11 protein-coding genes are annotated in these 19,502 nt (G+C 38.8%); 7 read left to right on the top strand and 4 right to left on the bottom strand.

Going from position 1 to position 19,502, the window contains the following annotated elements:
• Positions 1-161 precede the first annotated feature (161 nt).
• Both GGR22_RS03400 and GGR22_RS03395 read left to right on the top strand, forming a co-directional pair.
• On the top strand, positions 162-1,172 hold the full coding sequence (locus GGR22_RS03400) for a 3-oxoacyl-ACP synthase III family protein (protein WP_182492569.1): 1,011 nt from the start codon (positions 162-164) through the stop codon (positions 1,170-1,172).
• Between the two features lie 179 nt (positions 1,173-1,351).
• On the top strand, positions 1,352-1,771 hold the full coding sequence (locus GGR22_RS03395) for a L,D-transpeptidase family protein (RefSeq protein WP_317169784.1): 420 nt from the start codon (positions 1,352-1,354) through the stop codon (positions 1,769-1,771).
• 89 nt (positions 1,772-1,860) lie between these two features.
• On the opposite strand, the gene GGR22_RS03390 is transcribed toward GGR22_RS03395, so the two are convergent.
• The gene (locus tag GGR22_RS03390; RefSeq protein ID WP_182492568.1) at positions 1,861-4,281 is read right to left on the bottom strand and encodes a TonB-dependent receptor; all 2,421 of its coding nucleotides are present in this window, start codon (positions 4,279-4,281) and stop codon (positions 1,861-1,863) included.
• A 246-nt stretch (positions 4,282-4,527) separates the two neighbouring features.
• Positions 4,528-8,697 carry a T9SS type B sorting domain-containing protein gene (locus tag GGR22_RS03385; protein WP_182492567.1) on the bottom strand — a complete coding sequence of 1,390 codons (4,170 nt, stop codon included), beginning with the start codon at positions 8,695-8,697 and terminating at the stop codon, positions 4,528-4,530.
• A gap of 589 nt (positions 8,698-9,286) precedes the next feature.
• Here GGR22_RS03385 and argS point away from each other — a divergent pair.
• The 5 genes from argS to GGR22_RS03360 all read left to right on the top strand — a co-directional run bounded on the left by argS (position 9,287) and on the right by GGR22_RS03360 (position 16,191).
• Positions 9,287-11,065: an arginine--tRNA ligase gene (gene argS, locus GGR22_RS03380; RefSeq protein WP_182492566.1), complete on the top strand. Its 1,779-nt coding sequence runs from the start codon at positions 9,287-9,289 to the stop codon at positions 11,063-11,065.
• Between the two features lie 22 nt (positions 11,066-11,087).
• On the top strand, positions 11,088-12,536 hold the full coding sequence (locus GGR22_RS03375; protein ID WP_182492565.1) for an SGNH/GDSL hydrolase family protein: 1,449 nt from the start codon (positions 11,088-11,090) through the stop codon (positions 12,534-12,536).
• The gene (locus tag GGR22_RS03370; protein ID WP_182492564.1) at positions 12,529-13,959 is read left to right on the top strand and encodes a LysM peptidoglycan-binding domain-containing protein; all 1,431 of its coding nucleotides are present in this window, start codon (positions 12,529-12,531) and stop codon (positions 13,957-13,959) included. Before GGR22_RS03375 ends, GGR22_RS03370 begins: the two co-directional genes overlap by 8 nt.
• Entirely contained in the window at positions 13,959-15,647 is a 1,689-nt protein-coding gene (locus GGR22_RS03365) for an MBOAT family O-acyltransferase (RefSeq protein WP_182492563.1), read from the top strand. Before GGR22_RS03370 ends, GGR22_RS03365 begins: the two co-directional genes overlap by 1 nt.
• Positions 15,648-15,732: 85 nt before the next feature.
• Positions 15,733-16,191, top strand: coding sequence for a hypothetical protein (locus tag GGR22_RS03360; RefSeq protein ID WP_182492562.1), 459 nt, complete (start codon positions 15,733-15,735; stop codon positions 16,189-16,191).
• 41 nt (positions 16,192-16,232) lie between these two features.
• Here GGR22_RS03360 and GGR22_RS03355 read toward each other — a convergent pair whose 3' ends face one another.
• Positions 16,233-18,500, bottom strand: a complete 2,268-nt coding sequence (locus GGR22_RS03355; protein WP_182492561.1) for a TonB-dependent receptor plug domain-containing protein — start codon at positions 18,498-18,500, stop codon at positions 16,233-16,235.
• A gap of 83 nt (positions 18,501-18,583) precedes the next feature.
• Positions 18,584-19,483 (bottom strand): FecR family protein, encoded by a 900-nt coding sequence (locus tag GGR22_RS03350; RefSeq protein ID WP_182492560.1) that lies wholly within the window; start codon positions 19,481-19,483, stop codon positions 18,584-18,586.
• Positions 19,484-19,502 lie beyond the last annotated feature (19 nt).

Genomic DNA, 19,502 nt, shown 5'->3' with positions numbered 1-19,502 from the left:
ACATACGCTAAAATATTTCGTTAATAATGCGGTTAATCTTGTTGAAATACCTTTCAATAAAAATGGTTGGATTGCTGATATCGAAATATTTACTAACTTGTGCAATAGATAATTCGCAGATGCGTAAATTTGCGGTCTGATTTTTAACGAAATAATAAAATATGTATCATTCAAAAATTGCAGGTTTAGGATATTATGTTCCTGAAAATAGAGTTACTAATGATGATTTGTCAAAAATAATTGACACGAATGATGAGTGGATTCAAGAACGTACCGGAATTCAAGAAAGGCGCCACATCACAAAAGGCGACGGAAATACGACCACGACCATGGGCGTAAAAGCCGCCAAAATTGCGATCGAGCGTTCTGGAGTAGCAAAAGAAGATATCGATTTTATCATCTTTGCGACCCTAAGTCCTGATTATTATTTTCCTGGGCCTGGCGTTTTAGTACAGCGAGATCTAGGATTGAATACTGTTGGCGCGTTAGATGTCAGAAATCAATGCTCTGGATTTGTATATGCATTGTCGATTGCCGACCAATACATCAAGACCGGAATGTATAAAAACATACTAATTATCGGTTCGGAAGTACATTCTACAGGATTGGACATGACAACCCGAGGTCGAGGTGTTTCCGTAATTTTTGGCGATGGGGCAGGAGCAGCGGTCCTATCAAGAGAAGAAGATTTGAGCAAAGGAATTTTATCTACGCATTTGCATTCTGAAGGCCAATACGCCGAAGAACTGATCGTAAAGGCACCAGGAATGGGCGGTCGCTGGGTTACTGATATTATTGCAGATAATGATCCGAATGACGAAAGTTATTTTCCATACATGAACGGACAATTTGTATTCAAAAATGCTGTAGTTCGTTTTAGCGAAGTAATCATGGAAGGCCTAAAAGCAAGCAATCTAGAAGTTTCTGATATCGATATGCTGATTCCGCATCAAGCAAATCTTCGAATTTCTCAATTCATTCAGCAAAAGTTTAAGCTGACTGACGATCAAGTTTATAATAACATCCAGAAATACGGAAATACTACTGCAGCTTCTATTCCGATTGCACTTACGGAAGCGTGGGAACAAGGAAAAATTAAATCTGGCGATACTGTTGTTTTAGCCGCTTTCGGAAGTGGCTTTACATGGGGAAGTGCTGTGATTAAATGGTAGAATAAGGTGCTGAGAAGTTAAGGCGCTAAGGTTCTAAGTTTGAAAAGCTTTAAAGCCATAGTTCTTAGCTTCTCAGAGCCTCAAAACCTTAATACCTCCACATGATTTTCATAATAATCCTTCTTATTATTGCCACCTATTATTTCTATCCCGAAAGCAAGCTGCCAAAAGGAAAATAAATTGATCGGATTGAAGTCTTCAAATCGAAAAGAAGAATGAAGGTTTATTCGGAAGGCGTGCTTTTGAAAACGTATAGAATATCTTTAGGAAAGAATCCTGTCGGACATAAACAATTTGAAGGCGATTGCAAGACGCCCGAAGGAATTTATAGTATTGACGGAAGGAATCCGAATAGCACTTTTCATAAAAACCTAGGCATTTCTTATCCCAATGAAAAGGATTTAGAGAAGGCAAAAAGTCTAGGGAAACCAGCTGGAGGTGATATAAAAATCCACGGACTTAGAAACGGAAGGGGCTATATTTCAAAATTCCACCGATGGAGAGACTGGACGGCTGGCTGTATAGCTGTTACAGATGTTGAAATTGACGAATTATACGATGCCGTAAAAATTGGAGCAGAGATACAAATTTATCCATAAACAAGGCTTTATAAAATAGAAAAACTCGGAGGCATCACTTCCGAGTTTTTCATTTCTAACCCAATATATAAAAACCTAAAAATTCATTTTTAAAACATTCCGCCGCCTTGTTTCGTGTTGTCTTCACGATACTTTCTTTGTAACGCTCTGTTTTTACCACCTCCAAACATATAGTTGATTCCGAAGTAAAGACTTTGGCTTTCCCATCTGAAAACACCTGTGCTTGGATACGGATTACGGCTGTCAAAACCATATTCCATCATATTGAAAACGTCATTGAAACGAGCGCTGAAAGACAATTTGTTGTTTAGCATCGCATAACGCGCGCCCATGTCAATTTTGTACATTTCCCTGCTGTCGTTTTGGATTCCGTTTACGCCGCCTCTGTAGAAACCGAATAAAAGGAAGCTCAAGCTTTTTGTTGCTTTGAAATTGCTGTTCATTCTTGCGTTGAAAGCAGAAGCATCAATTTCTCTTCTAACGAAATCAAATACATCGGTTGTTCCAGGTCGCAATACAGAAACCAAGCCTTTTTGCGAAATGTTTGAGAAATCTATCGAAGGCTGAACATCCCACCATTTTGTAATTTTATAGTTGGCAGACAATTCAAATCCATACGCTGAATTGTTATCGAAGTTGGCCCAGCTCATGATCAAGTCGTTTGGATTGTCTGTAGTCTCATCAGAATACAAAACTCTGCTGATCTCATCATTGATCAATCGGTAGTAAACACCTCCAGTGAAAGAACCTTTTCCAAACATTTTTGTATAGTTCAATTCAACAGAATTTGTGAATTGAGGCTCTAGTTCTTGATTTCCTAAACCGGTAACCAATGGCGTAGAAAACTCCCTGATTGGTTTTGTTTGTTCCAGACTTGGTCTGTCAACACGACGGCTGTAGCTCAATTGGAACATGTTTTTCTCATCTAGATTGTATGTGAAATAAGCTGACGGATATACTGTCATGTAATCATCATCGAATTTTTTCAATCTTTGATCTGGATCTACGTTGTTGCTTTCCAGATTTGCTTTTACTTTATAGCTTTCAAAACGAGCTCCGATTTGATAGCTGAATTTTTCGAACTTCTGACCAAAAGTAGCATAGGCTGAATAAATATCTACGTCATAATCATAATGGCTAATCGTAAAAGGAGAAACCGGATTTTGAGTATTGTAATCGTTTGTAGTTCTGATTATTCTTGCCTCAGCACCTAACTCTAAAGTCGATTTTTCATTTAATGGATTTACATAATCCAAATTCAAAGTCGTGTTTTCTCTCTTGTCTACAATTTTGTCCGAATAAATTAGAGACTCAATTGGAGTTTCAAAAGTAGTCGTGTCAAAATTAGCATGTTGTGTCTGCTTGTAATCATTGTAGTTTCCTTCAAAATCTAACGTATGGCCTTCTTTTGCGAATTTATGTTTGTACGCTAAATTATAAGCGCCACTATTGTTGTCTGTAAGATACTCTCCTAATTGCAATACATTTGGCTGATCACCGTTCAAGTATCGGATGTCGGTATTTACATGTCCTGTTCCGTCAGTTCCGTTTTGGTTGGTGTAGAAAGAAAGCGTATTGTTATCGTCGATATAATAATCCATACCAATTTTATACAAGTACGATTCATTGTCGTTTACGATATCCAGAATTTGCTGTGAGTTGTTGTCGAATCTTTGGATAAAACCGTCATTGTAGTATTTTCCGAAATTGCTACCCACATTTCCGAAGAAATTTACTTTTCCAGTTCTGTAGTTCATATCCAAAGAATTGTTGAATTTTGGCTCTTTGGCAAACGTAATTCCGGCATTCAAACTTCCGTTAAAGCCATCATTTGAATTTTTATGCAATACGATGTTAATAATCCCAGACATACCTTCTGGATTGTATTTCGCGCTTGGATTCGTAATCAGCTCAATCTTTTTGATAGAAGTTGAAGGAATCTGTTTTAGCAATTGAGCCGGATCCATGTTGGTTGGTCTTCCGTCAACTAAGACTCTAACGTTTTGATTTCCTCTCAAGGAAATTTTTCCGTCTTGGTCTACATTCACCGATGGAATATTGTTCATAATTTCTGAAGCTGTTGCTCCAGCTGTTGTCAAATCACGTCCGACATTGATTACTTTTCGGTCGATTTTTTGCTCGATAGTAGAACGTTCCGCAACCACTTCTACGCCTTCAAGCTGTGTTGCTTCGTCGGCAAGAGTAATTTTGTTCAGTGAAAAACCTTTTTGACCAGAGGTAAGATCCGCTTTTCCGTTATACGGCTTGTAGCCGATAAATTGTATTTCTACATTGTAGTTTTTAGGAGCAAGTCCTTTTACTTCAAAGTCACCATTGTCATCAGTGATGCTTCCGGTGATGACAGTTTCGCCTTCTTTGACCGTTACGGTAGCATAAGAAATCGGCTGTCCTGCCTTGTCGGTTACTTTCCCTGAGATTGTAAGATTATTTTGCGCTTGCAACGAAAGCATTGGCATAATAAGGCACAGAAAGAATAATTTTAGTTTCATTTAGCTTTTTTTGATTGATTTTGATGTTGCAAATGTATTTCTTTTTCTTGTAATATGTAATGCATAGTACTATTTTATACAAATATTAACATCTTTTTATAAATTGGACAATTTTTTTGTTGCTTACTAGACTATAAAATTTAAAATATGTTACACTTTTTTTGATATTTAAAATCATTCCAAACAATAAAAAGGCTTCTAAAATAGAAGCCTTCTGATTAACTGAATGTTAGCTGTTACTGGTATTTATCGCTTCATGGCAAAATGTGCCCTGAATTCTTTTGTAGTGCCATTTTCTAAATAGATAACCTTAAACCAATAATCGGTCGATGGCATTGGAGCATTGTTGTAGAAGCCATCCCAGCCTCCCGGTTGAGAAGGTTTTATCTGTTTCAGGAGTTTGCCATAACGGTCAAAAATATAAATCACGGCCTCAGGCTGGTGCGATAAGTCCCAGATATTCCAATAATCATTATAGCCGTCGCCGTTTGGAGTGAAATATTTCGGATAGTTTATGACGAGAGCCACAATCGTAGTACTTTCACATCCGTTGAGGTCATTTACCGTAATCGTATGTTCGCCCGAAGCAACATCCTCAAACACATTGCTTTCTTGGAAAGGCCCTCCGTCAAGTTGGTAGACGTAATTGCCGCCGACTCCGGTTGCTATGACAGTGATGCTCTGATTGTCTCCAAAGTTATTGTTAACGGTATAGGTCACAGTCGGTTTTTCTGAGCGTACGACTTCAACCGCAACCAGATTGGAAGAACATCCCGTTGCATTGCTCGTTGCAATTACCGAATACGAACCAGGAACTGTCGCTGTGTAGGAACTCCCCGTCGCGCCAGAAATCAATCCATTCGCATCAAACCATTGAAAAGTATGCAACGATGTGCTGAGTCCGGTTTGGATGGTATGCGAGCTTACAAGCTGATTGGTTTCGCTGTTTATACAAACTGTTCCTCCTCGCGGATGTGGCTCTGGGACACGGTGTACGGTTATGCGAATCGGCATTATGGCATAACAGCGATCTGAAATCCTGCTTGAAATTCGCACATAAATGTTTTTTATTGCCGATGCTGTAACTGGATTTGTCCTAGTGAGCGCATTATTTTCGGATTCAAAATATTCGACGATATAATCTTCTGGCAGCTGGCTTCCTAATGCAAAATCTGAAAAAGCAGTCAAGTTAACCGAGGTAAAACCGTCATTGATAGCATCATTGTCGCAGGTGATTTTTAAGCCTTCTGGAATAGGATTCACGACAGGAGTCGTAGCAATCGTAATTTCGAATAAATTGTCATCAGAACAAATTTCGCCACGATTGTCTATTTCTGCGTAAATATGTAAGGTTGTGGTTGTGGAGATTGCATCACCGGCATTTAGCATGGTTCCTTGGCCATTAGCTTCAGTAAAATAGTCGCCTACAGTCAAAGCTGGAAGTAAATAACTATCGCAACTGATTACAGGATCTGGAGAATCAGCTTCGATTCCTACAATTGTAATCGTAAAGCTGTTTTCGGCGCTACATGGCGGTTCTGTCGTTGTCGTGGCATAAATATAGATAGTCTGGGTTTCAGAAATCACATCGCCAGCAGAAAGCATGGTTCCGTTTCCACCAGGTGCGGTATAATAGTTGCCTACAGCCAAAGGTGTCAGAGTATAAGGAGTACAAGTTGGACCAATGTCGGATCTGGAACTAATCTGAGGAATAGGATTGATGGTCACCATATAGCTTATCTCATTCGTACAGTTCTGTCCTGGTGTAATCGGTTTGTAAATATAGACTCTTTGGGTTGAGGTTATGGTCTGTCCAGCTAAAAGCATTGTTCCTGTTCCTCCCGGTGCTGTGTAATAATTTCCAACGGTAATTGCAGGTAATACATAACTGCCACAAATAGTTACATCGTTTGGTATTGCTGGGAATGGATCTGTAATGGTGACTTCAAAATGTATATTGTCTGTACAATTTGGCACTTCGGTTGTTGCCACATACACATAAATGGTCTGGGTTGTAGTGATTACTGTTCCGGCGGGAATTTGTGTGCCTGAACCCGCTGGTCCGGTGTAATAATTTCCGATTGGCAATGGTGGAAGCGTATAGCTAGAACAATTTTCAGCGTTGGGAGGCGTGTCTATCCCGATGAATACGGTAAATGGTTTTTCATCTACACAGATATCATTTTGGACATACGCATAAATAGCCTGCGTAGTAGTAATTGTAGCTCCTCCTGGAATTATCGTTCCGGTTCCTCCCGGTTGCGTATAATAATTTCCAAAGGCTAGAGTAGGCAAGACATACGAATCGCAGTCAAATACCGAAGCAATTTCAGGCAGGTTTTGGAAAGGAATTATTTCTACTTCAAAACTGCTGTCGACGATACAGAATGGTTCTTCTGGAAATCTGTAATATACATAGATTGTCTGCGTACTTGTAATTTCAGTCCCGAAAGGTATCTGAGTGCCGTTTCCGCCGGGCTGAGTAAAATAGTTTCCATATTCTAAGCTTGGCAAAACGTAACTTGTACAATGCCTTCCGTCTGGAGGAGTAAGTGATTCTGGGTCAATAATTGTGATTCTAAAGCTGCTTTGGTTAGAACAATTTGGAATCCCGCCAGATTGATTATAGATATAAATGGTTTGTGTTTCTGTAATAATATCACCCGGAAGCAATGGCGTTCCTGTACCGTCAGGCCCTGAAAAATAATTACCATTTGTCAAAGCAATCAATTCGTACTGATCGCAAACGATTATGTTTTGAAGAATATCAACTACTGGCAAATTTTTGACAAAAATCTCAAAACTTGTAGTGTCGTAACAATCGGTATCGGTCTTGTTTTCGATTCTCACATAAATCGTTTGATTCCCTCCTGTAATGTAATCCACAGAAGGTAGGGGATTTGTGCCTGCTTGTGCATTCTCTAAAGAAGTGTAATACAGAACATTATAAACAGAAGAAGGCAATGCACCTAATACGGCTGTATTTTGCGATGCAAAGGTGAAATTTCCGTCTGTAGAATTTAAAGAAATGGCACATTCTGTAATATCATCTGGCTCTGTAGCAGTTGGTGGCGTAATCAAAAGCAAGTCGAATGATTTTATGGTTACACATCCGTTTGTGTCTGTGATTCTTACGTAGATGCTTTCATTTCCAGCGCTCTGGCGGATAGCTGGCAAGATGTTTTCTCCACTACCAGCGTCTATTCGGTTCGCATGATACGAAACCGTCACGCCCGGATCGATTCCAGATAAAATAATAGGAGTGTTATAAGACAGGTCGAAATTATAAGTAGGCTGTCCTGTGTTGCATTTGTATAGCGGAACAGGGTCAGGAGTAATTAATTGTCGATAATATTCTACGATAATCGAATCTGTTACAGGAGCTTCACACGGAAACAATATATTATTATAGGTAACGGTATAAGTGCCTGGATCGCTGATGCTAAGTTCGGCAACATTTCCTCCGATTGGCGCTCCGTCTTGTGTCCAAGCAAAAGAATAGGTGTCTGTGCTCAATCCTGTTGTTAGGGTATGCGTTCCGCCTTGACAGATTGCGGTATTGTTTGCAATGGTCAGGTCAGGACCTAAGACGTCTTGTCCGATATTGAAACTGTCTGAAGAAAGAAAAATCGCCGAATCAGATTTATAGTCGGATCGATCGGCAATAACCAGTTTTATGTGATAAGGTGTATTTGGGATTAAGATTGATGCGGCTTGGAAAAGAACCGTCTGTCCGTTAAAATTGATGGCAGCGCCAGAAGCTTCAGAACCTCCATTGAACTTTCCAAAATATTCGGCATTTGCCGAAGCACAGCTCGAATTATATAAAAAATCACGTATGGTCAGAACCGAAATAGGTGTAGTCGTATTTGGAATCACTGCGAGATTTTCGGTCACGCCCGTATTTTGATTCGTGAGCAGGAAAGCAAACGCATCCGAAAAGCTACATTGTGAGTTGCCATATTCTTCAGACGCAAAAAGAAAATCTACGCTAAAATTTGACGAAATAGGAACAAAATCAAACTCAAGAACAGTAGCATTGACAGAATTCATGGTAATTCCTGCCGCAGCAAGCACATTTTCTAAATCCGTATCGCCTACCCACGCAGGAGTATTTCCGTCATTAAGAATCGAAGTATTAGGTCCGGGAGCATTATTGGCATCTCCTGTTGTCAAGACAACGCCGCTGCTGATTGGAAAATTTGGATTGGTATTTTGGAAATATCCAATTCCGTTGCTGGAGCCAAAATTAGTTCCCGTTCGCCAAGAGATATTCGTTACTTCTGTGCAAGGGGAATTGATTAGAACGTCTGTTACAAGTTGTGGCACCGTGCGAGTTGAGGTATCGACAGTTATAGCCTGCGAATAGCCGAGTATTGGCAATAGAGCCAATAGAATCAATAGGTTTTTTTTCATATCAAAATTAATCAGGGCAAATCAATTTTTTGATACTTACTTAATAAAAATTGGGGCTTTTATTTGAAAGTTCTTAGCAAAGATAAAGATAAGCATCGACGAAATGCAAATTAATACGATGAAATGTAATGTTTTAGGGCTTTCTATGTTATAAATCTTACAGATTTGCATTTATAAGAAAGAAAATTCAATCGAATTTGTATTGTTTTGATTTTTCAAAAACAAATTATGATCTAGATAAATTTCTTATAATGTTAAATAGTGCTCTAGGCAACGCTCCCATTATTTTTAAACAGATGGCAAAAATAGGAAGCACTAAGTACGCCCATACAGGAAATTTGAATTTTGTGCTTACTCCACTTATAACATCTTTCCAACTAGCTAAATTTGTTGGTTAACATGACTTTTTTAGCCGTCAACAGGCTTGTTTATTTGAGACGAGCGGTTTTAAGTTTTGTTACTTGCCTGCTAAAAATAGAACTGGTTTTTCAGCCAAAGCAAAAAGAAAATCTATCTTTGATAAATGGAATTTCCTATTGCCTAAATTCAGACAGAATTAGTATCTTTGCACGCTTAAAAATTACTTAAAATGACATTATCTCAAATTCTTACACCGCAGATTGAAAAAGCTGTTTCCGCTTTGTTTGGAGTTACTATTGACAAAATAGAATTTCAGGCAACACGGAGAGAATTCGAAGGTGATATCACCATGGTGATTTTCCCGTTGCTGAAGCTTGTCAAAAGTAATCCTGTAGAGCTTGGAAATAAAATCGGAACCTATCTCGTTGAAAATGTTGCAGAAGTCGAAAAATTTAATGTCGTTTCTGGATTTTTGAATATCGTGATTTCTGATAAATATTATCTGGATTTCTTTGCCAACATCAGAGGCATAGAAAACTTCGGTTTTGTGTCTCCAAAAGAAAATGAAAAAGCCATTTTGGTAGAATATTCTTCTCCAAATACCAACAAGCCGTTGCATTTAGGGCATGTACGTAATAATCTTTTGGGTTATTCGGTAGCCGAAATTATCAAGGCTTCGGGCAAAAAAGTATATAAAACGCAAATCATCAACGACAGAGGAATCCATATCTGCAAGTCGATGTTGGCCTGGGAGAAATTTGGCAACAATGAAACGCCGGAAACTTCTAAGATGAAAGGCGATAAGTTGGTAGGAAAATATTATGTCGAATTTGATAAAGCCTACAAAAGCCAGATCAATGAATTAATGCAGCAAGGCAAATCAGAAGATGAAGCCAAAAAGCAAGCGCCAATTATTGTAGAAGCTCAGGAAATGCTGCAAAAGTGGGAAGCCGGTGATGAACAAGTCATGAACCTTTGGAGAATGATGAACCAATGGGTGTATGCCGGATTTGCCGAAACCTATAAAAACCTAGGCGTTGATTTTGATTCCTATTATTACGAAAGCAATACCTATTTATTAGGGAAAGATGTTGTGGAGCAAGGTTTGGATAAAGGTGTTTTCTACAAAAAACCTGACGGTTCGGTTTGGATTGACCTGACAGAAGATGGTTTGGACGAAAAATTAGTTTTGCGTTCTGACGGTACTTCTGTTTATATGACGCAAGATATCGGAACTGCAATCCAGCGTGTGAAAGACCTTTCAGATGTTGGCGGTATGGTGTATACTGTCGGAAACGAACAAGATTACCATTTCAAAGTATTATTTCTAATCTTGAAAAAACTCGGATACGATTGGGCCCAAAATCTTTTCCATTTATCGTATGGAATGGTTGACTTGCCTTCAGGAAAGATGAAAAGCCGTGAAGGAACCGTTGTGGATGCCGATGATTTGATGGAAGATATGACTGAAACGGCCAAATCGATTTCTGAAGAATTGGGCAAGCTCGATCATTATTCCGAAGAAGAAAAAGCCAAGCTTTATAAAACCATCGGATTAGGTGCTTTAAAGTACTATATCCTAAAAGTAGATCCCAAAAAACGTATTCTGTTTAATCCCGAAGAATCTGTCGATTTTGCTGGAAATACAGGGCCGTTTATTCAATATACCTACGCTAGAATCCAGTCGATTATCCGAAAAGCAGATTTTGACTATTCCAGCACCATGACTTCTATTTCTTTGCACGAAAAAGAAAAAGAACTGCTAAAGCAGATGGAAACTTTTCCAGAGATTATTCAAAATGCGGCACAGAATTTCAGCCCGGCATTGATTGCGAATTATACTTACGAACTCGTAAGAGAATACAATTCGTTTTATCAAGCCGTTCCGATTCTTGGCTCTGACAACTTTGATGAAAAGGTTTTCCGTGTCCAGCTGTCAAAAAAAGTAGCCGATATCATCGCTTCAGCATTTAGCCTTTTGGGAATTGATGTTCCTGAAAGAATGTAATTCCTAACTCATAATTACCGTAGTGAAAACGAATTCTTATTTCTTTCAATCTTTTGCAATCGTGCTTTTGGCCGCTGGCGCCTTTATTGGATTCAAGCAGTTTCTGCCAAAGAAAATTTTTTCCGAAGGTGTTCCAAACTCAAAGAACGTGCTGATTGACAGCATGCTTTTGGATGCAGTTGCCAAAGATGTCAAGGCTACTGCAAAAGATACGCTGATTAATGAAAAAATCGTCTTTGATCCAACTTTAGGGATTACTTTCCCTGCCGAAAAATTTGAAGACTACAAAGGCTATCAGTACTTGATTTCTTTTTATGAGAAATTGTACCAGTTAGAAACAAATCCAGAATCAGAAAGTGTAAGGATTGCCTATTTCGGAGATTCGATGACCGATGGCGATATGATTGTTCAAGACTTAAGAGCCGATTACCAGACAAAGTTTGGAGGTCACGGCGTTGGTTTTGTTTCCATAACGTCAGAATCTGCGGCTTCCAGAAGTTCGATCACACACCAATATTCAGGAAACTGGAAAACCCAATCCTATTTGAATGTCAAAAGGCCTAGAAGTCCGTTTGGAGTTAACGGGCATGTCTTTTTTGCAAATGATACGGCTCATGTAGAATGGATACGCTTTAAGGCAAATAATGCGAAGTTTGCGACGATGCTTGACAATCCTACGCTTTTCTACGGAAGGTCATCCAATCTTAACGGAAAAGTAGATGTTATCATCGGAAAAGATACTATCGTAAAAAGCTTAACGCCAAACAGTTTGGTCAATACATTAAAGATATCTTCAAGCAGTGTCAAAAGCTTCAAGGCTGATTTTATAAAAGCGGATTCTATTCCAATTTTTGGTTTCAATTTTGATGACGGAAAAGGTGTCCATGTGGATAATTTTTCACAAAGAGGAAACTCAGGATTGCCGATTTCAACCTTTAATCCAGCTGTAATGCAAGCCTTCAACAGTAAATTAGGCTACGACTTAATCGTGCTGCATTACGGGACAAACGTCTTGAATTACGGAACTAAAGATTATACTTGGTACGACAGAAGCATGACAAAAACGGTAAACCACCTGAAAGAATGCTTTCCTGGAGTTGCCATCTTGATTGTTTCGACAGCCGATAAGTCTACAAAATACGACTTGGAAATGAAAACCGATTCTGCCGTAGTTCCATTGACAACAGCGCAAAAAAGATACGCCTTGAAAACACAATCAGGATTCGTAAACCTATATACTTTGATGGGCGGAGACGGCTCTATGGTAAAATGGGTAGAAGAAGAACCAGCAAAAGCCAATAAAGATTATACGCATTTTAACCACCGCGGTGCTAAAAAAATAGCTGGCTTGCTGTATGAACAGCTCAACCAAGGTTATGAAAAATATAAAGCTTTAAGAAAGAAAAGAAAGCCTGCCGAGAAGAAACCTTCTGATTCAACAGGAATTAAAAAAGACAGTGTCGATGCATAAGCTGAAATTATTTTTTTATCTGATATGCCTCGTAACAGCTGTCAAATCGTATGCGCAAACAGATTCTCTGTTTGTCGAAATCGATACTGTCGCAGCAATTGATACGACGGAAATTATCGTAATTCCAGACAATCACATTCACAATGCTAAAACGCTAAAGCCTTTTTTTGAAAAATTAAGCTTCAGCCAGCAAAATAAATCGGGCAAGATCAATATTGTGCATATCGGAGACTCTCATATCCAAGCTGACCTGATGACGAATGTCATTCGAAAGAAACTACAAGGAGAATTCGGAAATGGTGGCAGAGGATTTATTTTTCCGTACAGCTTGGCAAAGACGAATGGTTCCTATAATGAACGATTTTCATCAAACAGAAGCTGGGAAAGCTACCGAAATATCTATCCGGTAATCGGAAATCCTGTTGGCTTGAGCGGTATCGGTTTGTGGACAAAGAACAAAGATTTTGCTATCGAGATTAATGTTAAAGACAGTTCGTATGGCTTCAACACCATCAAGATCATCACTCCAAAAAATAAAGATTTGTTTGATGTGGCTACGGCTTCAAAAACAATAGTGATGGAGTCTTCGGTTCCGAAAAAGATCACGCACAGGATTAAAAAAGGAGAAGCGGTATCGATTATTGCCGAAAAGTATGGCATTTCGGTTTCGCAGTTGAAAAAAGCAAACAACTTAAAGTCAAATAATATCCGAGCTGGAAAAACACTAAAGATTCCGACGAATGAAATGCAGCAGAAATCCATTTCACGGTCAGAGTTTATTCCGCTGGAAGTACAATCCGATGCACTTTCGCATTATTATAAAAGCGAAACTGTCTTGAGCAAGATTTATCTTATTCCGAATCCCGAAACTTCGGAATTTGCCTTAAACGGATTAGTGCTTGAAAATAATAACCCAGGGGTAATTTATAGCAGCATCGGTGTAAATGGAGCAAAATTTTCTGATTACAACAAATATCCGTTGTTTTTTGAGCAGTTAAAAGCATTGCAACCTGACATGATCGTGCTTTCTTTAGGAACAAACGAAACTTTTGACAAGATGGTCTCTTCGGAATATATGGTGCAACTTAACCTGTTCCTAGAAAATCTGAAAGCACAGCAGCTAAATGTTCCTGTTCTTATATCGACACCGCCGCCGTCCTTGTTTAAACGAAAATTTCCAAATACATTTGCAGCCGATTATTCAGAAAATATCCTGAAATCAGCTGAAACAAAAGGCTTTGCTGTTTGGGACTTGTATTCTCAGTTTGGAGGATTATACGGTGTCAGCAGAAATGCGGCCAAAGGATTAATGTCGGGCGACAGAGTTCATTATTCTAAAGCAGGATATGAAAAACAGGGGAATTTATTATCAGAAGCGCTTCTAAAAGCATACAGTAATTTTAAATCGGGCATAGAGAATTAATGACAATCAACAGCATAAATGACTGGTTTACGCAGACCTTTGGAGTAATCACTTTAGAACAAGTGAAAGGCTGGTTTATATACAATCCGAAAGAACCTTTGCTGTTCAATACAGGACTGTTTTTAGGAATGTTCCTGATTTTTTATCTGGTATATGCCTTTATGCGCAAGACTTTTTACTTGAGGCTGGTATATGTCATCCTATTTTCGCTTTTCTTTTATTATAAGTCGAGCGGTGTCTATTTTCTGTTGCTCATCCTGTCATCTGTCGTCGATTACAATCTAAGTGGCGTGATTTATCGGGAAAACCGCGAAGGCTGGCGTAAGTTTTACATCTGGCTCAGTGTTATCTTAAATCTCGGACTTTTAGGCTATTTTAAGTACACCAATTTCCTCATCGGTACCTATAACGATATGTTTCAAGGACATTTCGAACTGCATAAGATACTATTGCCTGTCGGAATCTCCTTTTACACATTTCAGTCGATAAGCTATATTATTGAAATCTACAGGAAAGAAATCGTACCGACGAACAATTATATCGAATACCTATTTTTCGTTTCCTTTTTTCCGCAGTTGGTTGCTGGACCGATCGTCCGCGCAAAAGATTTCTTGCCGCAGATTTACCAAAAATTAAATCTTACCAAAGAAGACGTAAACAATGCCTTGTTCCTTATAATTGGAGGTCTTCTCAAGAAAACAGTTATTTCAGATTATATTTCCATAAACTTTGTCGACCGTGTTTTTGATGCGCCGACAAGCTATACGGCTTTTGAAAATCTGATGGCTTCTTACGGTTATGCAATACAGATTTATTGCGACTTTTCTGGATATTCAGATATGGCAATCGGAGTAGCATTATTGCTCGGATTTAAATTGCCGACCAACTTTAGGACGCCCTATAAATCAGCTTCGATAACAGAATTCTGGAGAAGATGGCACATTTCGCTATCAACTTGGCTAAAAGATTTCCTTTATATTTCGATTGGAGGAAACCGACACGGTTCCTTCGCAGGATTTTTATTTCCAGCGTTGTTCTTTTTCGGGTTGGTCATTTGGGGAATCAGCTATTCTACCGTAAGTCATATTCCGCTGATTATTGCGGTTTCTTCTTTAGTTCTTTTTAGCCTGACTTTCATCTTGTCTAAAGACAGAGAAAAAACAATGTTCACGAATGTGAATCTTTTAACGACGATGCTTTTGGGAGGCTTATGGCACGGAGCCAGCCTTCGTTTTATTATTTGGGGCGCCTTGCATGGCGTTGCCTTGGCTGTGCACAAAATTTTCCTTGAATTTTTTCCTTCCAAAAAAGACGCCAAAAAGAATGCTTTTGACTACATCTGGAGGTTTTTCTCCATCCTGCTAACATTCCATTTTGTTGTATTCTGCTGGCTATTTTTTAGGGCGAAAGATTTTGATACGGCATTGCAAATCATCAATAATATAGGACAGCTGACTTTCGATCCGAAACAGTGGCAGATCATTATTTCGGGCTACAAGAATGTATTCCTTTTGATGCTGTTGGGTTATGTATGGCATTTCCTTCCAGAAGGAATTACCAAGAACATGAAGCTGGCTTTTGACAAGACACCATTAATTGGAAAGGCCTTGATTCTAGGTTTTGTCTACTGGATTGTCTACGCAACAGCAACCGCAGGACCGCAGCCATTTATCTATTTCCAATTCTAAAATAAACGTTTTTTATACTAAAAAAAGGTTTGGTGCCGTTATATTATTGTTAACCAATTGTTTTTTGACAATAAAAAACCAAACCATGAAAAAGAAATTAATTTTTGCAGTATGTGCCGGAGCGTTCCTTTTTACGACGGCATGCAGTTCAGATGACGATAGTAGTTCGCCATCAAACACGACAGTAGAAGAAGTTGTCAATACGGTAACTTCAGGAACTTGGAGAATTACCAGCTATATTGATAGCGGGAATAACGAAACAGCGGATTTTACAGGCTATAATTTTACTTTTGGAAGTACCAGTTTACTGACCGCTACCAATGGTACCAATACCTACGAAGGCACCTGGTCCGTAACTGACGACAATGATGACAGCCCTAGCGACGACATCGACTTTAATATCCTTTTTTCTGCTCCAACAGCTTTTGCTGATTTGAGCGATGACTGGGATGTGGTGGAAAGAACTTCGACGAAAATCAGGCTTGTTGATGACAGCGGAGGAAACGGAGGCACGGATTATCTGACCTTTGAGAAGAATCCATAATAAATTAAGTAAGCCAGTCGTTAGACTGGCTTTTTATTTTGCTAAAAATTGAATTTCAACGAAGCATTAGGCGTTCTTTCTAAAGAATATGTATTGACACTTTCAATGGTATTGTTGCCGTTATTTACCCTATAATAACGACTAATTGTGTTTTTTTTGTTTAGTACATTGAGGACAGAAATGCCTAATTCTAATTGATTTTTTGAATTCCATTTCCAGCTATAAGAAGCCGAAAAATTTACTTGAAAATAATCGCCCAGGTCTTTATTGTTTGGAAAATTATAATTGATTTCGGGCTTTGCTGGATTGCTGAAATCCAAAAGATTTGTCGCCGGAGTTGTTTCGGGCCTTCCAGAATTCCATTTTGCGCCTAAAGCCACTTTAATATTTTGCCAGTCATAGATGGCGGCCCAATTGATACTATGGATAATCTGGAAATTATTGGCAAATTCCGAAGGTATAAGCGAATCGAATTTATAGTCACTGTTGCTCAAGCTATAGCTGACCCAAGAATAAAAGCGGTTAAAGTTTTTCTGTACCAAAAGCTCCGATCCCAACACCTTATAATCGCCATTAATCTTTATAAATTCTAGTTGATTCTGGAAAGCCTGGCTTGGCGTTGAGATTCCAGTAACCTTTTTATAAAAATTATCTAACGAAACCAACCATTGCCCAGTCTTGTAAGTCAGTCCAGTGGAAATCTGATGGCTTTTTTGAATTGGAATCTGATCGTCGTCAGACAAAATCCAGCGCCTTTTTTCAATGCCTAAAAAGTCTTGTTGCTGATCGATAACCTGTGAAGCCGTCTGGCTTTTCTGCTCACCTAAAACCTCAATACTTAGTTCTTCATTGAATTTGTAATTGAATTGTAGTCTCGGTTCAAAAAGATAGGTTTCTAATTCCTCAATATAGTTCAAGCGCAAACCCGGTTTCAAGAAAAGACGCTTGTTATTGGAATGTATTTCTCCTTCTGCAATCAACGAATGGGTTCTCAAGACTTCTTTGATGCTTCTTGAAAATCCTGGATTATCGATGTTTTCAAAATTCCTGACTCCAATTTCATTGTACTGATATCCTGTATTCAAGGTCAGATTTGGATTAAGGATGTGTTTGTTTTCCAATCGGAATCCCATATCGATAACGGTATTCTGCTGTACTAGCGTCTGGGTGTTTTCGACAGCCTCATTCCTTGAATTTAGATTATAATAGGAAAGGTAGCCGCTAATTGTACTGTAATTTTTTTCATTCCAACCTGTTTTCAAAGAAAGGGCACCGCCAAAATTTTGCTGTTCTAAATCGCTGTTTCGGGATCTTAAAATACCGTCAAAAGTTATTTTCTGGTCAAGATTTAAAGAATTATTGATTCCGATAAAAGCGGCGGTTATTTGAGTAGCAGTACTTATTTTCTGCTGGTATTGGGCCGTAAAGTCGTAAAAATAAAACTTTTCATCGGTATGGTAATTCGAGATTTCGTTATTTTCGATATTCGTAACGATGGTATTCTGGAAGATTCGATTGTAATAGTTCTTGTAGGTTGGGGAAGTAGCCCAGTCGGTAAAAGAACGTCTTCCTGAAATCTGGAAGCTTGAATTATCTGAAAGCCGTATCTTGGAATTAAATTGCGCGCTGATCAAGTTAGAACTTAGGCTTGATGCGGTAGTTCCGATAGTTTCAGGAATAGAAGAAATATCGATGACGCTGGAGACACTTTCCCCATAAAATGCAGAAGTTCCATTTTTTGAAATAGAAATCTTTTGCGAAAGCGACGGATTGAAAGCAGAAATCAAGCCGAAGAAATGTCCAGTCTGGAACATCCGAATTCCGTTCCATAAAAATAAATTTTGGTCGTGCGTGCCGCTCCTGACATTGATATTAGAAATCGTCTCGTCGGCACTATAGATTCCTGGAACCTGCTGAAGGGTTTGCAGGACATCAGCCTCTGTCAGTCCCGGAAGAATCCCAAATCGTTTTGGCCTTATGATAAGGCTCCCTTCTACGGTCTTAGAAATTCCGCTAGTTAGGTATTTCTCTATAATCGTTTCTTCGAGAGTGATCGGAATGCTGTCGCTTGGCTTTAAGGCAATATTAGTAGCGCTTTTTTGTTTTTTTCTTGAAGCGACAACAATATAGCGGTCGTTTATGATTTCAAAATCCAAAGCTGTTTGATTGTGCAAATAGTTTAGTTTTTCGGGCAATTTCAGTTCGGGAGCTGGCGGAATCAGAAAAAGAGGCGCTACTTCTTCCTCAATAAAATTAAACTGTACTTTGTGCTCTTTGGATAGGCTCGCAAGAATTTCTTTTAAAGGCATGGCTGTTCTCTTTTCTTGCGCCCAAATCGATTGGAAAGCTAAGAAAAGGAAAAAAAATAACAACAGCCGGGGGATGAGTCTCGTCATTCTTTTATCAAGGTAATCTTTTTATCAGAAGTTTTTGTATAATCCAAATGATAGGTCTTGCATAAGATTTCAAGGGCAGTATCGATATTGTCTAAAGGCAATATTCCGGTAAAATACTGATCAGAACTAATTTTAGAATGTTCGATTTCAACAGCGTATTGGCGTTCGATCTCGCTAATTGCTTCGTTCAAGGCGGCAGCATTGAGCTTTAGTTCGTTTAAAAGCCAGCTCGGCTTATCGGTAGTTAGCGGCAGGGACTGTAGCTGTTTTCCGCTTCGGACAATAACACTGCTTCCTTTTTCTAAAAATAGTATTTTATTGTTGAAAGCTACTTTTACTTTCCCTTCATAACATTCTACTTCAAAATTAGTATTCCTAGCCCTTACATTAAACTGGGTACCGACTACCGTTACTGTCCCAAGGCTGGTATTTACGTCGAATTTTTTGCCTTTGGCAACCTTAAAAAAAGCTTCTCCTTTTAAATCCAAGCTTCGGTTGCTGCTCCAGTTCCATTTTTTATATCGGATTTCAGAATCAGAATTCAGCGCAATTTCGGAATCATCAGGCAAAAGAAAAGTGGTTTTTTCTCCAGCCTTGGCATATTCTGTGCTCGTAATCTGGTGCTTCAAAATAAATAACGTGCCCAAAGCAATGACTAGGATAGCCGCAGCTTTCAAAAACCAATTGTTGCGCAATCTAACGACAGGTTTCTCTTTAGCTTGGCCCATTATGTTTTGATAGGAACTCTCGGCATCAAAAGCAAGCGCTTCCATTTGGCTTGAAAGTTCTTTTATCTTTTTATACGTATTGAATTCGGGCGACTTCTCGAAAGCTTCCAATTCATCTGCAGTCATTTCTCCAGCCAGCCATTTTGCTAAGTCAAAATTATTTTCCATCACTTCTTTTTGTTAAAAC

This window comes from Flavobacterium gossypii (assembly GCF_014138495.1).
In the GTDB taxonomy this organism is placed as follows: Bacteria; Bacteroidota; Bacteroidia; order Flavobacteriales; family Flavobacteriaceae; genus Flavobacterium; species Flavobacterium endophyticum.
Note: the sequence above shows the minus strand (reverse complement) of the source record. Positions and strands in the feature narration are given on the sequence as shown.

Bases quoted from the DNA above. Each gene is read 5' to 3' on its own strand.
- GGR22_RS03400 (WP_182492569.1), top strand. From the start codon at position 162: ATGTATCATTCAAAAATTGCAGGTTTAGGATATTATGTTCCTGAAAAT.
- GGR22_RS03390 (WP_182492568.1), bottom strand. From the start codon at position 4,281: ATGAAACTAAAATTATTCTTTCTGTGCCTTATTATGCCAATGCTTTCG.
- GGR22_RS03385 (WP_182492567.1), bottom strand. From the start codon at position 8,697: ATGAAAAAAAACCTATTGATTCTATTGGCTCTATTGCCAATACTCGGC.
- argS (WP_182492566.1), top strand. From the start codon at position 9,287: ATGACATTATCTCAAATTCTTACACCGCAGATTGAAAAAGCTGTTTCC.
- GGR22_RS03370 (WP_182492564.1), top strand. From the start codon at position 12,529: ATGCATAAGCTGAAATTATTTTTTTATCTGATATGCCTCGTAACAGCT.
- GGR22_RS03365 (WP_182492563.1), top strand. From the start codon at position 13,959: ATGACAATCAACAGCATAAATGACTGGTTTACGCAGACCTTTGGAGTA.
- GGR22_RS03360 (WP_182492562.1), top strand. From the start codon at position 15,733: ATGAAAAAGAAATTAATTTTTGCAGTATGTGCCGGAGCGTTCCTTTTT.
- GGR22_RS03355 (WP_182492561.1), bottom strand. From the start codon at position 18,500: ATGCCTTTAAAAGAAATTCTTGCGAGCCTATCCAAAGAGCACAAAGTA.
- GGR22_RS03350 (WP_182492560.1), bottom strand. From the start codon at position 19,483: ATGGAAAATAATTTTGACTTAGCAAAATGGCTGGCTGGAGAAATGACT.